Annotated in this window: 12 protein-coding genes; 7 read left to right on the top strand and 5 right to left on the bottom strand. The window is 48.2% G+C overall.

The genetic code is table 11. From position 1 onward, the window contains the following. Window positions 1-20: 20 nt before the first annotated feature. The 4 genes from D829_RS0125510 to D829_RS0125495 form a co-directional block, all read right to left on the bottom strand. Window positions 21-1,631 (bottom strand): FAD-dependent oxidoreductase, encoded by a 1,611-nt coding sequence (locus D829_RS0125510; RefSeq protein WP_241230822.1) that lies wholly within the window; start codon window positions 1,629-1,631, stop codon window positions 21-23. A gap of 451 nt (window positions 1,632-2,082) precedes the next feature. Beyond that, the gene (gene glpK, locus D829_RS0125505) at window positions 2,083-3,570 is read right to left on the bottom strand and encodes a glycerol kinase GlpK (protein ID WP_017691749.1); all 1,488 of its coding nucleotides are present in this window, start codon (window positions 3,568-3,570) and stop codon (window positions 2,083-2,085) included. A gap of 28 nt (window positions 3,571-3,598) precedes the next feature. Continuing rightward, on the bottom strand, window positions 3,599-4,168 hold the full coding sequence (locus tag D829_RS0125500) for a glycerol-3-phosphate responsive antiterminator (protein WP_026081418.1): 570 nt from the start codon (window positions 4,166-4,168) through the stop codon (window positions 3,599-3,601). A gap of 193 nt (window positions 4,169-4,361) precedes the next feature. Beyond that, window positions 4,362-5,129, bottom strand: a complete 768-nt coding sequence (locus D829_RS0125495; protein ID WP_017691747.1) for a GTP cyclohydrolase II — start codon at window positions 5,127-5,129, stop codon at window positions 4,362-4,364. Window positions 5,130-5,452: 323 nt separating this feature from the next. Between D829_RS0125495 and D829_RS0125490 the strand changes: the two genes are divergently transcribed. The 4 genes from D829_RS0125490 to gntK all read left to right on the top strand — a co-directional run bounded on the left by D829_RS0125490 (window position 5,453) and on the right by gntK (window position 10,396). After that, the gene (locus tag D829_RS0125490) at window positions 5,453-6,727 is read left to right on the top strand and encodes an ABC transporter substrate-binding protein (RefSeq protein WP_017691746.1); all 1,275 of its coding nucleotides are present in this window, start codon (window positions 5,453-5,455) and stop codon (window positions 6,725-6,727) included. A gap of 116 nt (window positions 6,728-6,843) precedes the next feature. Next, window positions 6,844-7,722 (top strand): sugar ABC transporter permease, encoded by an 879-nt coding sequence (locus D829_RS0125485; protein WP_085981468.1) that lies wholly within the window; start codon window positions 6,844-6,846, stop codon window positions 7,720-7,722. A 20-nt stretch (window positions 7,723-7,742) separates the two neighbouring features. Then, complete coding sequence (locus D829_RS0125480) at window positions 7,743-8,570, top strand: carbohydrate ABC transporter permease (protein ID WP_017691744.1); 828 nt, start codon at window positions 7,743-7,745, stop codon at window positions 8,568-8,570. Between the two features lie 275 nt (window positions 8,571-8,845). Then, window positions 8,846-10,396 carry a gluconokinase gene (gene gntK, locus D829_RS0125475; RefSeq protein WP_017691743.1) on the top strand — a complete coding sequence of 517 codons (1,551 nt, stop codon included), beginning with the start codon at window positions 8,846-8,848 and terminating at the stop codon, window positions 10,394-10,396. A 556-nt stretch (window positions 10,397-10,952) separates the two neighbouring features. Here the strand turns inward: gntK and D829_RS0125470 are convergent. Continuing rightward, the gene (locus D829_RS0125470) at window positions 10,953-11,342 is read right to left on the bottom strand and encodes a nuclear transport factor 2 family protein (protein ID WP_017691742.1); all 390 of its coding nucleotides are present in this window, start codon (window positions 11,340-11,342) and stop codon (window positions 10,953-10,955) included. A 392-nt stretch (window positions 11,343-11,734) separates the two neighbouring features. Here D829_RS0125470 and D829_RS0125465 point away from each other — a divergent pair, with 392 nt between their 5' ends. The 3 genes from D829_RS0125465 (at window position 11,735) to D829_RS0125455 (ending at window position 14,015) form a co-directional block, all read left to right on the top strand. Then, window positions 11,735-12,052 carry a metalloregulator ArsR/SmtB family transcription factor gene (locus D829_RS0125465; protein ID WP_026081415.1) on the top strand — a complete coding sequence of 106 codons (318 nt, stop codon included), beginning with the start codon at window positions 11,735-11,737 and terminating at the stop codon, window positions 12,050-12,052. Window positions 12,053-12,121: 69 nt separating this feature from the next. Continuing rightward, the gene (locus tag D829_RS0125460; RefSeq protein WP_017691740.1) at window positions 12,122-12,937 is read left to right on the top strand and encodes a hypothetical protein; all 816 of its coding nucleotides are present in this window, start codon (window positions 12,122-12,124) and stop codon (window positions 12,935-12,937) included. A gap of 118 nt (window positions 12,938-13,055) precedes the next feature. Further along, entirely contained in the window at window positions 13,056-14,015 is a 960-nt protein-coding gene (locus D829_RS0125455; protein ID WP_017691739.1) for an MraY family glycosyltransferase, read from the top strand. Window positions 14,016-14,084: the final 69 nt, after the last annotated feature.

The following is a 14,084-nucleotide window of genomic DNA, read 5'->3' as shown; positions in this document are numbered from 1 at the left end:
CTTGACCTTGAAATCCTGCCTCAGATTTTGCCGGATGCTTCCAGCAACAGCTGATCCAGTTCCTGTGTATGCTTAACCTCTTGCTCTTCAGACCATTCCAAACGACCAGCCATATACGAGATAACCGCTGCTTTATAGCGACGGACTTCATCAATACGGAAGAATAAATCACCTGTTCTTCGTACCAAAAAGTCAGACGGGGTTACAGCCATCTCTTCATCAATCGCGTAACTTAACATCAACAGTAGCTCCTGTGGCATGCCATGAAGCTCAGCCTTGGTGCGTGGGTCAGGCATTCGCTCATACAGTGCCTTCACATTGGAACCATACGTGCGGACCAGCCGCTCCGCAGCAGGCCGGGCAAGCCCGAGAGCAACACCGTCCTTGATCTTGCGCTCTGCATACGATACAAATCCAGCCGATCCCCCTACATCACCGCCGGAAATCGGCATCTTCTTCGTTACGCAAGGGCCTATGGAATGTCCACTCTCCTGCTCCATCTGGCGTGCGACCAGATCAACAACCATCTCGGCCATTTTACGGTATCCGGTTAACTTGCCCCCGGCAATCGTAATCAGATTGGATTCGGATATCCAGACTTCATCTTTACGTGAAATTTCGGAAGGATTCTTGCCTTCCTCATGAATTAGTGGACGTACACCCGCCCATCCGGATTCCACATCCTCGGTACCAATGTGTACATCTGGAAACATGCCATTAACTGCATCAATCACATAATCGCGGTCCGAGTCGGAAATTTGCGGGTGTGCAGGATCATCCTGATATACGGTGTCGGTTGTTCCTACATAGGTTTTACCATCACGTGGGACAGCAAACACCATTCGACCATCTGGTGTATCAAAATAGACGGCCTGTCTTAATGGGAATCGTTCACCATCAAAGACCAAATGAATGCCTTTGGTCATCTGTAGCGTTTTCCCCTGGCGCGAACCATCCAATTCCCGTAGACCGTCCACCCATGGACCGGAAGCGTTGATCACCTTGCTTGCTTTCAGCGTATAGGTCTGCCCATCGATCTGATCCATGGCTTCAATACCTGTAATCTTGCCATTCTCCTTCAGGAAACCTTTCGCCTTGACGTAGTTCACTGCCTGTGCCCCACGTTTGACAGCTTCTTTCATAACTTCTATGGTGAGCCTGGCATCATCAGTCCGGTACTCCACATAGAGTCCACCACCCAACAACCCCTGTTTGCGTAATAAAGGTTCACTGTCTGACACCGCTCCAGCATTCAACATTTGGCGTCGTTCACCGCGCTTCACCCCAGCGAGCCGGTCATACACCATCAGTCCAATGGATGTGCTGAAGCGGCCGAACGTGCCAGCCGTATAGATCGGTAACAACATCGGTTCCGGTGTTGTCACATGTGGCCCATTCTCATAAACTACAGCCCGCTCCCGTCCTACCTCAGCAACCATCTTCACTTCATATTGCTTCAAATAACGCAATCCGCCATGGACAAGTTTGGTCGAACGACTGGATGTACCTGCTGCAAAATCCTGCATTTCTACAAGCGCTGTCTTCAATCCACGCGAAGCCGCATCCAGTGCAATCCCTGCGCCTGTAATCCCGCCGCCAATAATTAATACGTCAAAATGTGCATTCGTCATGCTTTGCAAATATTCGGTCCGGTGTGCTGACGAGAACGTTTCTGTCATTCTTGAACCTCCCATTGATTTCTTTAATTTTTTCCGTAAAAAAACAAAAAAAAGGACCACGTCATTCGCTCAGCAATTGCTGAGCGGCACGTGGTCCCTCCCGATCTCCAGACATCATTTTATTAACTTGTGCCTTTATCCTATCACAGATTTTTGACGGCGTGAAGTCCTGAAATGGCTCATTATTCAAAAAAAATTCAAAAATTTGTCCTGCCAAAGGATGGAATTTCAAATGAATCCAATAACCTTGTTTTTTTCCTTATAGTAGCTATATATTTCACCTTATCCAGGAAGAATAACCCTGTAAATCATGCATCATTTTCCACCAGTAAATATCATTTATAACATATGTTTAGTTAAAAAGTACAAATGCCCACACCAAGGAATATTCATTTCATTTCTTTTATTTAAAAGCCATTGCTGCGTTCGCTGCACGCTTCCAGCCTGCATACAGTTCTGTCCGTTGTTCCTCAGCCATAACAGGATGGAAGACACGTTCGGTATTTTCATGATCGGTCAATTCATCCGCGTTCGTCCAGTATCCAACCGCCAACCCTGCCAGGTAAGCCGCACCCAATGCAGTTGTTTCATTCACCGTTGGGCGTTCGACAGGAATGCCGAGAATATCACTCTGGAATTGCATGAGAAAATCATTGGCCGCCGCCCCGCCATCCACACGCAGAGCATGCACGGGAATACCCGAGTCGGATTCCATTGCCTCCAGTACATCTTTGGTCTGATACGCCAACGCCTCCAGCGTAGCACGAATGAAGTGCTCCTTCGTCGTGCCTCGGGTCAGGCCAAACACCGCCCCCTTAACCTCACTATCCCAATACGGACTGCCCAGTCCCACAAATGCAGGCACCATATAAACGCCGTCTGTCGAAGGCACGCGTGAGGCGTAGTCCTCACTATCTTTTGAAGAGCGAAGCATTCTTAATCCATCACGCAGCCACTGAACCGCTGAACCTGCAACAAAAATGCTGCCTTCGAGCGCATATTCAACCTTGCCATTCATGCCCCAGGCAATCGTTGTAATCAGTCCGTGATTGGATTGTACCGGGTTCTCTCCCGTATTCATAAGCATGAAACAACCGGTACCATATGTATTTTTCATACTTCCCTTGGTGTAACAGCCCTGACCAAACATCGCTGCCTGCTGATCTCCCGCTGCTCCCGCAATCGGAATCCGATGACCGAAGAAATGATAGTCTGTTGTGTGTGCATACACCTCGGATGAACCTCGCACTTCTGGCAGCATGGCCTTGGGAATGTCAAGGATATCCAACAATTCGTCATCCCATTGCAGATCATAGATGTTATAGATCAGAGTACGTGAGGCATTGGATATATCCGTGACATGTGTACCCCCGCTCAGTTTCCAGATCAGCCAGCTATCAATCGTGCCAAACAGCAGTTCACCCTTCTCTGCCCGCTCCCGGGCACCAGGGACATGATCCAGAATCCACTTCACCTTTGTTCCCGAGAAGTAGGGATCGATCAGTAATCCTGTTTTACGGCGGAAAAGGTCCCCGAGACCCTGCGTCTTCAATTCTTCACAGATATCTGCGGTCTGTCTGGATTGCCAAACCACTGCATTATAGATGGGTCTGCCTGTTTCTTTGTCCCATACCACAACCGTCTCCCGCTGATTGGTAATTCCAATTGCGGCAATCTGAACAGGTTTGATTCCGCTCTCTGCCAGACATGAAGCCATCACGGCAAGAATGGAACTCCAGATTTCGTTAGCATTCTGCTCTACCCAGCCCGGTTTGGGGAAATATTGAGGGAATTCCTGCTGTGCAATGTGCACAATCTCTCCGCCACGGTTAAACAGAATAGCTCGGGAGCTTGTTGTTCCCTGATCCAGAGCCAATATATATTTTTCCATACAGATAACCTCCTGTTGTGGGTTCTTTTTAAGGTGTAAGCGATTTCTCAAAGTGTCGGATCAGATCTGCATTGGATGTGGTCACTGCCGTAGCCCCGACGCCAAGCGCAAGTTCAACCTCTTCCGGTGATCGAATCAATCCTCCTGCAATAATAGGGATACCGGTACGCACAGATACTTCCGCAATAATATGCGGAATGACGCCAGGTAGTACTTCAATATAATCAGGTTGAGTTTTGGCCAGCAACAGATAACTTTTCTCCAGTGCATGGGTATCCAGCAGAAAAATACGTTGAATCGCTGTAATGCCTTTCTGCTTTGCCTTCTGAATGACACTCGCTCGCGTAGAGATCAGACCCGCCGGGCGAATGTGCTGACACAGATACTCTGCCGCATACTCATCGTTTTTCAATCCCTGAACCAAATCTGCATGCAAAAGTATCTTTTTGTCATATCGCCGCGCCTCGTCCATTACACTCTGAAGCTGTGCAATATGGGTTTCCAGCATCACCCCATAGGTATAAGGGCCTTCAATCATCGCTTCAAACTGCTTCATGCTCTTTGCAGCCGGCAATATACGTTGTCCCTCAAATGGCACCTTGGTTCCTCCCGCATTCATCAGATGACTATATTGTATAATCCGCACTGTGGGAACGGCAAGCCATTCCATGAATCAGGAAAACCTGATCGCTATGCTAGTATCCATACAAAAAAGCCGCTGCTGTACTTCTCCATAACGGAGAGTACAACAACGGCTTAATCAGCTAATCGTATAAGTCTATAAATAAGGATTAAGCCTGCGCATGCGGAAGCAGTGTCTCTGCCCCAGCCCAGCCATCATTTTCTGACAAGTGACCAGAACGGTTCACTTTCGTTTGCAGATATTTCTCGTTGAAGGCAGAGCGATCTCCCCACAGTGGTACACGTCCGCCCACATTCAATCCCGCTTCCTGCAAGGCAGCCAGCTTCCGTGGATTGTTGGTGATCAGGGTAACCGGTGCGGAGCGAAGTGCACGCAACACAGCAATCGCATCGTCATAATTACGAGCATCGTCCGTGAATCCGAGCTGCAAGTTCGCATCTACCGTATCCAGACCTTCTTCTTGCAAAATGTACGCCATGGCTTTGCTGAACAGACCGATGCCACGGCCTTCATGGTTCGCAAGGTAGAACAGTGCGCCTGCTCCGTGAGCGGCGATCATTTTCATGGATTGCTCCAATTGGAAGCCGCAATCACAGCGTTTGCTGCCAAAGATGTCGCCTGTATGACAGATGCTATGCATCCGGATCAGCGCTTCTTGCGCGTCAGCAAAGTCACCATACACCAGAACACTGGATTGTTGACGTTCTGCCAGTTCAGCAGCAGCAAGGGATTCAATTAACTCTCCGCTCTCCATTGCTTTGTCCGATTTCATCCAGCTGTACCACTGGAATGTCTTGGTCTCCCCATCGAGGTTAACCGGGAGCTTGATTGGTCCCACCAGGTATATAAACTCTTTTCCACTCGGAAAAGTCTGGATTTTGGGGGCAAGCAGTTGAATAATATGTGAATTGATCATTGTCGTTCCTCCTGTTTAGGCCAACTTGTATGTTGATTGATTCGCATCCAGAGTGAATTTGGATCACTTGGATATTATATAGTACGTATCTATATTATTTTCATCATCATTAGTTACTTTATGTAAGTTAGTTTAAAATAAAAATTATCATGTGTCAAGTAACTTTTATTTTTAAAGTAACTGATAAAATTTATGGTAGCATTTGTCACAGATTTGTGTTTCAATTCAAGAATATTGGGTATGAGTTTATAAACTGCTCATACACTAATGTTGTAGTCCAACGCACTTCATGCCTCGAACTTAACGATGAGGGGGTAATACACATGATCCGCCGGAAAAGAACATGCTGGACAGCCATACTGATGGTCTGCGTCCTGCTCATAAGCGGATGCTCCATCTGGCCCGGACAGGACGATTCAGCGAGCAACAAAAAGGTAGCGCTTACATTATGGTACTGGAACCGTTCCATCGATGATAAGTTGATTGCCAGGGCTAAGGAAAAGTTCCCCAATATCGAACTGACAGCTCAGAAAATCGGCGGTGATTTCAAGGCAAAGCTCAAAACAACACTCGCTGCACGCTCAGGTGAACCAGACATTGTGGCATTGAACGACTGGATCATGGAGCTATTCCCCAGTGAGGACCGTTTCTATAATCTGTATGATCTCGGTGCAGGAGATATTGAAGACCAATATCTGCCGTGGAAATGGAAGCAAGGTGTTACGCCAAGTGGACAGATGATCGGGTTCCCGATGGATACGGGGCCAACAGCCCTCTTCTACCGAGAAGATCTGTTCAAGGAGGCAGGATTGCCATCTGATCCCGATGACGTTACACGCCAGATCAACAGCTGGGATGCATATGCAGCCGCCGGAGAACAGATCAAAGAGAAATTCGGAGGCAAGGTTTTTCTAACTGACAATATTGCAACCGTTTACAATCAAGTCATATCGCAGTCTGCGGAGCGTTATTTCCGGCCGGATGGGTCCTTTATCGGCATGGATTCCCCTATTGTGGGCAAGAGCTGGGATACGGCCGTTGCTTTCAAAGAGAAGGGACTGCTAGCCAATGCAGATGGCTGGACTCCAAGCTGGAACGCCGCGATGAATAATGGCGAAATCGCCTCTTTTGTAGGTGCCGTCTGGATGAAACAAGTGCTTCAGGAAGCCGCTCCGGACACCTCCGGGAAGTGGCGGGTCGCTCGGGCACCAGGGGGAGATGGCAACAACGGGGGATCATTCCTGTCCATCCTGAAGTCGAGTGAGCATCCTCAGGAAGCCTTTGAACTGGTTCGCTGGCTGCAAAGTCCCGAAAATCAACTGGAGCAATATCAGACATTGAATCTGTTCCCTTCTGCACCAGGTGTGTTTGATGATCCTGCCATGAAAGAAAAAGAACCTTTCTTCGGTGGACAGGCGACAGGGCCTGTATTTGCCGAATCGGCACAGGATGTGCCGGATGCTTTCTTTGGCGAACGATATCCATCCGTACACAACATTATCACCCGGCGGCTGAATGATGTCGCGAAGCAAAATGCCGATCCACAGCAGGTCTGGACAGATACGGTACACCGCGTCGAGCGGGAATTGCAGCGTTAACCTGAAGAACGTGTGGTTTCGTTATCCGCAAAGGAGGAATTCATATGGCTGTAACTGAACCTCGTCTTACTCCCGATCCCGGAAATGCAAGACCTGATCTGGATCGGCAGAAGTCACTGTGGGCCAGAATGTGGGAGCATCGTGCACTTTATGTTGCGATATCGCCGTTTTATATTCTGTTCGCGGTATTTGGCCTGTTCCCGATTGGGTTCTCACTCTATCTGGCTTTTCATAAATGGGATGGCATCGGTGTCATGACGTTTAACGGACTCAACAATTTCAAATACATGCTGACCGATGCCGAGTTCTGGCAAGCCGTGGGTAACACGTTCATGATCTGGATCTATTCGACGATTCCAATGCTCTTCTTTGCCCTGATTATTGCCTTTCTGCTGCATGCACCATTTGTGAAGTTCCGTACATTATTTCGGGTCGGTTATTTCCTGCCAAATGTCACATCCATCGTGGCGGTAGCCATTATCTTCGGTGCCTTATTTGCCAACAATTATGGCTTTCTCAATTATCTGTTGCAGTCGGTCGGGCTACCGGTTGTGGAGTGGCTTAATGCACCATGGGGCATCAAAGTCGCAATCTCCTCCATGGTAGTCTGGCGCTGGACCGGATATAATGCCGTCATCTATCTAGCCGGACTTCAAAGTATCCCGCAGACATTATACGAAGCGGCCAAAATTGACGGCGCATCAGCGATACAGTCCTTTTTCCGAATTACAATTCCGATGCTGCGTCCTGTGATCCTGTTTACGGTCATTACATCAACCATCGGCGGTATGCAGCTGTTCACTGAGCCACAAGTATTGGTAGGTAATGATGGTGGCGCTGGTGCAGCAGGCATGACGATTGTATTGTACCTCTACCGTGAATCCTTCATTAACAATTACTTCGGATATGGCGCTGCCGTTGGTTGGGGCATGTTCCTCATTATCGCCCTGTTCTCGATTGTGAACTGGAAGCTTGTTCAAGGCAAATCATCCTGATGTGATAAGGGGGAGCGCACATGGCGACCAAACACCTCAAATCGCTGGTGTTGTATACCGGTCTTATCGGGGGCATGCTCATATCCATGTTCCCGTTCTATTGGCTGATTGTAATGTCCACCCGGACAACGTCCGATATCTACAAGTTCCCGCCCCAGCTCTGGTTCGGCGGTGAACTGTGGAATAATATTACGCGGGTGTTGCAGCAGATTGATTTCTGGGGCGCCTTTCTGAATACGTTGTTTGTGTCGGGCCTTTTGACTATTCTGGTACTGTTTTTTGACTCACTGGCGGGGTTTGCGTTCGCGAAGTTTGAATTTCCGGGCAAAAAGTGGCTCTTCATCCTGCTGCTCGCCACCATGATGGTTCCTTCCCAGCTGTCGCTGGTGCCTTCCTTCGTACTCATGGCTACGTTCGGCTGGGTCGGTTCCTTCAAAGCCCTCATTATTCCGGGCATGGTGAACGCCTTCGGTATCTTCTGGATTCGCCAGTATGCGACAGAGTCGATTCCGAACGATCTGCTGGATGCGGGCCGCATCGACGGCTGTAATTTCTTCCGGCTCTATTGGAACGTTGCGCTGCCGATTCTGCGACCTGCCTTTGCTTTCCTCGGCGCGTTCACCTTTATCGGCGTATGGAATGATTATCTGTGGCCTTTGATCGTCCTGACGGATGAACGCAAATACACGTTGCAGATTGCGTTGTCTCAATTGAACGGACTGTATAACACAGACTATGCGATGGTCATCGCAGGTACGTTACTCGCCGTTATTCCGCTCATCGTTATGTTCCTGTTTATTAGCCGTCAATTTATTTCGGATATTGCCGCAGGGGCGGTGAAGGATTAAGATTCTGGCATTTTGATCCATCCCTCAAGTCTGATATTCTTATCTATAGATAAATACCAGATGCCATATAAGTTGGATGAATAGCGCCACGTGCACGGAGGGGACAGAAAGGGCCTGAAGAAATGAAATGTTCGCATTTATAACCAAATTTCTCCCTTTGAAGAGGGATCAAAGAAATTTGGGGATAACGGCGATCGGAAGGCTTTCTGTACCCGTAGTGTTAACGTGTAACAGCATTCATTTCACTTATATATTGAAGAAAGAGGGATGACAAAATGGCTTCTTCACCCTATATGATCGGCGTAGATATCGGCACGACCTCCACCAAGGCCGTCTTGTTCGAACAGAACGGAACCATTGTGGCACAAGGCAGTGCAGATTATCCGCTGCACACCCCCACACCTGCGATTGCGGAGCAGGATGCGGAAGATATTTTCAAAGCAGTCATTGAATCCGTTAAACAGGCCACTTCCAAAGCGGGAGTGAAGCCAGAGGACATTCTGTTTGTATCCTTCAGTTCAGCCATGCACAGCATTCTGCCTGTCGATCAACACGGCACACCGCTGATGCGGGCCATGACATGGGCAGATAATCGCAGTGCTGAGTGGACCGAAGTACTCAAATCGGAGATGAATGGTCACGAAATCTATCTGAGAACAGGTACGCCGATTCATCCGATGTCCCCTCTCACCAAGATCATGTGGCTCACCCGGGATCAACCGGAACTGTTCAGACAGACACATAAATTCATATCCATGAAAGAATATGTTTTCTATAAATTATTCTCTGAATACGTCATCGACCACTCGATGGCCTCCGCCACCGGACTCATGAATCTGGAGAAACTCGACTGGGATGCAGAAGCGCTACATGTGGCGGGCATTACCCCGGAACATCTGTCCCGATTGGTACCAACCACACATGTGCTGAAACATGGATTGCACCCGGAGTACGCCAAGGAGATGGGCATTGCGGTCACCACACCGTTTGTTATCGGAGCCAGTGATGGTGTGCTCTCCAATCTGGGCGTGAACGCCATTGATCCAGGCGTCGTGGCCGTAACCATTGGTACCAGTGGAGCGATTCGTACAGTCGTAGATAAACCGGTGACCGATCCAAAAGGACGCTTCTTCTGTTATGCACTCACGGAGGACGCCTGGGTGATTGGTGGACCAGTGAACAATGGCGGTGTTATTTTCCGCTGGATTCGGGACGAGTTTGCGGCTTCCGAGGTGGAGACGGCGAAAAGACTTGGCATTGATCCGTATGAAGTGCTCACTCGTGTCGCGGAAAACGTACCTCCGGGTTCGGAGGGTCTCTTGTTCCATCCGTACATGACAGGTGAGCGGGCTCCGCTCTGGAATCCGAACGCACGCGGCTCATTCTTCGGCCTGACGCTGCATCATAAGAAAGAACATATGATTCGCGCTGCGCTCGAAGGGGTGTTGTTTAACCTGTACACGGTCATGTTGGCGATTGAAGAAAAGATCGGTCGTCCGAAAAAAATCCAAGCGACAGGCGGCTTCGCCCGCTCCGAGCTATGGCGCCAGATGATGGCCGATATTTTCGATCAGGATGTCATCATTCCCGAAAGTATTGAAAGCTCCTGTCTCGGCGCAGCCGTACTGGGCTTGTACGCCCTTGGCCGCATCGATTCCCTGAGTGCCGTCTCCAGCATGATCGGATCAACGCACCGGCACCAGCCGGACCCGGATAGCGTACGCGTCTACCGGGAACTGCTGCCGATCTTCATCCGCATCTCCCGTAAATTCGAAGAAGAGTATGCGGATATCGCCGCTTTTCAGAATAAGACGATGCAAGGGTAGGTGTGGCATGGAATAACTAACGAATCGTAGACGTCTTATATGAAGCTTTTAGCATGTTTTCATAATCTAACGAACCTGAGCCACCTTATATCCGATTTTAGCGGCGAAAACTACCCCAAAGTGAGAATTCCCGGAAAATAACGTCTCTGCGATTCGTTAGAATCTGACTTATGCCAATTTTCGGCCAATAGCGCGTCTCAGGTTCGTTAGAATTGACCGACCATCGTCACCACTATGTAGTAATCCCCATCTCCTAAGCTGCGTCTGGTTCAAACTAACATCCGACTCTAACGACTACGTTTTATGAACGTTCATGAGGACCCTCCCCCATGTTATGACATGCGGGGGGGGGGGCCTTTTCATGTACATATCTTCATGTAAAGTTTTTGTGTATCAATTTCCCTGTAGAAACTGTGCTATTGGATAGATAAAGCCCTTGTCCTCATCAGCACCTTTCAAATTAGCTAAATATGCCATCGAAAAAAGCCCCACAGCATGAAAGACTGTAGAGCTTCGTTTCCTAACCATTGCATTATTACCTATTAATACTCCGATATTACTGATTATACTTGCTGAACGCATTCTGGTCGGCTTGTACATTCTCCAGATACACAATCTGCCCCGCATCATTTACACGCGCGATATCAATGCCTGCTTTGGCATATACCGTTCCGTCTGCCGCTTGTCCGCATACTGCCCAGTTCGTTTGGTAGCTGCCGTCAGGCTGTTGTACCCACGCGTCCCACATATGTTTTACATCCTTATTGTATTCGTAGAAAGCTTTCATAAAACCATCGAACCCTGATCGACTGGTGCCGTTAAGCACAATCTCTGCGTCCGGTGTAAACAGGGACAATAAGTCCTCCATGGCGCGCTCGTCTGTGCGTGAAGCATCAAATAAACGGAAATAGTTGTTCAACAGTGTAGTGGTACTTGTAGTACTCATTTATATTCCTCCTAGAATAAAAAACCGTTTTCCAATCTTTCAGTTCGAATATTTTCGAACTAACTGAAAAGAAATGTAACACACTTCTTATACTGCCTGCAAGAAATATATAAGTTGAGACCGACTTTTACACTAACACGGAGAGTGCAGAACCAATCTGAAGAAGCGAAGCGTGCGCTTGAAAGCTTTCTGAAAGAAAGCTACATCGGAAGCATACGCTATCACCGGATTGTTCCCTTGGACCAAGGAAATAAAGAAAATCTGGGGATAAGAGCGATCGAAAGATGGTACTGCAATCGGAGTAAACAAGTGTAATAGTTACAGTTCAACTTCTATAGTTCGATATTTTTCAAACATTGAAAGAGAAAGCCGAATATGCTAACGTCATAGATATGAGAACTCCAACGATACCTATGGCTTCGGAATTGAAACTGACTACGGTCTGCAATGCATTGGGCGATCCGATCCGCATGAAAATTGCACACTGTCTAGCCAGCTCTGGCGAGAAAAACTGTTCCGCCTTCGAAGTAGACCATATTTCCAAATCCACGTTGTCCCATCACATCAAAATTTTACGTGAAGCTGGCGTGATCCAGCCGCGTATTGAAGGTAAACAGCACTTTTATTCCCTACGAAAGGAAGAGCTAAACACACGTTTTCCAGGCCTCGTCGAGATGATTCTGAATTCAACCGAGGAATACGTACATTAAAGTAAGTAGGTCTGGGATAAAAAAATCACATTAATCATGATCGCAATTCCCATAAAGGAGGCTAACCATGTGGACAAAAAAGCGGCAAAGATACTGTTGAGCACCTTCTGGGGAGGTGGGGGCTGGAAAACAACCTCTCTACCCTTCTCTGGAGATGAATTTGAATATGCTAAAAGCAAAGGCGTTATGTTCGACCCAATCACGATCACGCATGACGAGATCGTCCAGCGTCTATACGACATGCATCAGGATGACTCGCTCAAGGAGCGGGTGATTTCGGCCTTTCTACATAGTCTGTCCACCAAAAAAGTCTATCTACGCAGCGCATTATCCAGCTGGGCTTTAACATCGAAGATGCCTTTGCATACTTACAAGGAACGTCCTGCCCTTCACCCTAACACCAGTGCCTGTGGAGATTGTAACTTCCTGCGTTTGCAGTCAGACAAAGATTATTCTAACGTCGACTTAAACGTCCTGAATTTTGAACGGATCAAGTGGGGCGGCGTGCGTCATGGCTGGCTTATCTATTGCCTGATGGATCTGGAATTACTGCTTCAGGACAACGATGCGAACTATGAAGTAACTCCTGAAGACCAAGCCATCCTGGTCAACCTTCTTGAAGCAGCTCAGACGGAAGACCCCAAGGACAGTGCACGTTCCCTCGAGAAGAAGTGGAAGGATCTCTTCCCTTCCAGCAAACAGGAGCGTGATGCCCTGCTGGAAATCTGGGCGGCAGCCGGAATATTGGTGCCTGGAGATAAACCGAGAAAAGGCAAAGGTGGTTCCAGTGATTTCGTCTTTGCGGCGACCTGGCAAGGTGATGATGGATATAATGTAGAAGCGACAAATCATTATTTCGGCTCCTATCTTCCTCAAATACAATAAAACCTGAACTTTTGCTCACCTTTGCGTACGTCTGGTTACAATAATGACATCGACAGATTTCCTGTTTAACTCGTATAATAAGGTGAAATTGGTAGATGGGAGTGAAACAAGCGAGTTTATGGTATACATACTGGCTTTTATAGTGTCTTTTGCTGTCGTGGTTCTGCTTATTCCGCCGCTTGGTCGACTGGCTCACCGGCTCGATTTTGTGGACAAGCCCCGGGAAGATGTGGAGCGTAAGCTACACAGGCAACCTATCCCGCTCACGGCGAGTTACGCGATATTTACTGGATTTTTCCTGACATACATTGCTCTGACGAAAGAAATCACATGGGAAACGGCGGCTCTGGTCGCTGGTGGTATGCTTCTGCTAACGATTGGTACCGTCGACGACTGGTACAAAACAAAAGGCAAAGATTTTCCTGCCCTGCCCAAGATGCTCGTACAGGTCTCTGCGGCAGTGCTCGTATTTGCTTCTGGCATAGCGTTCACCGGATTTGTGAATCCCTTTAACGCGGAATATGTCATGCTTCCAATCTGGCTGCAATTCATTCTCACGATCCTGTGGATCTTCGGGGTGACAACAGTCATCAACTTCTCGGACGGCATGGACGGACTGGCTGGCGGATTATCGGCCATCTCGGCGATTACCCTGTTCATCGTAGCCTTGGCCAAAGGTCAAAGTGATTCCGCACTCATGTCCATCATTCTGGTCGGTGTGACGATCGGTTATCTGAAGTACAACAAAGCTCCTGCCAAAGTATTCATGGGCGATGCAGGCGCTACGTTCCTTGGCTTCATTTTGGCGGTTATCGCTCTGGATGGTGCATTCAAACAGGCAACCATGTTGTCCATCTTCATTCCGATTTTGGCGCTGGGTGTACCGATCTTCGACAACATCTTTGTCGTTATCAAACGTTTCATTCAAGGTAAAGCGATCTACCAGGCCGATGCGAGTCAAGCCCATTATCGACTGCTGCGTGCCGGATTGAATCAAAATCAGGTTGTGGGTGTGCTGTATCTCGTCAGCACCTGCCTCTGTCTGTCCTCCATTATTCTGATGCTGGTGGATCTGTAAAATAGTAAAACCAAACAAGGAAGCAACCTTCGTTACGATGAGGGTTGCTTCCTTGTTTGCGGTTCAATC

Source organism: Paenibacillus sp. PAMC 26794, from assembly GCF_000316035.1.
Lineage (GTDB): Bacteria > Bacillota > Bacilli > Paenibacillales > Paenibacillaceae > Paenibacillus.
This window is presented reverse-complemented; position numbering and strand designations above follow the sequence as displayed.

Excerpts from the sequence above, each read along its gene's own strand:
- D829_RS0125455 (WP_017691739.1), top strand. The coding sequence starts at position 13,056 with ATGGTATACATACTGGCTTTTATAGTGTCTTTTGCTGTCGTGGTTCTG.
- D829_RS0125510 (WP_241230822.1), bottom strand. The coding sequence starts at position 1,631 with ATGACGAATGCACATTTTGACGTATTAATTATTGGCGGCGGGATTACA.
- glpK (WP_017691749.1), bottom strand. The coding sequence starts at position 3,570 with ATGGAAAAATATATATTGGCTCTGGATCAGGGAACAACAAGCTCCCGA.
- D829_RS0125465 (WP_026081415.1), top strand. The coding sequence starts at position 11,735 with ATGAGAACTCCAACGATACCTATGGCTTCGGAATTGAAACTGACTACG.
- D829_RS0125490 (WP_017691746.1), top strand. The coding sequence starts at position 5,453 with ATGATCCGCCGGAAAAGAACATGCTGGACAGCCATACTGATGGTCTGC.
- D829_RS0125470 (WP_017691742.1), bottom strand. The coding sequence starts at position 11,342 with ATGAGTACTACAAGTACCACTACACTGTTGAACAACTATTTCCGTTTA.
- gntK (WP_017691743.1), top strand. The coding sequence starts at position 8,846 with ATGGCTTCTTCACCCTATATGATCGGCGTAGATATCGGCACGACCTCC.
- D829_RS0125495 (WP_017691747.1), bottom strand. The coding sequence starts at position 5,129 with ATGATCAATTCACATATTATTCAACTGCTTGCCCCCAAAATCCAGACT.
- D829_RS0125480 (WP_017691744.1), top strand. The coding sequence starts at position 7,743 with ATGGCGACCAAACACCTCAAATCGCTGGTGTTGTATACCGGTCTTATC.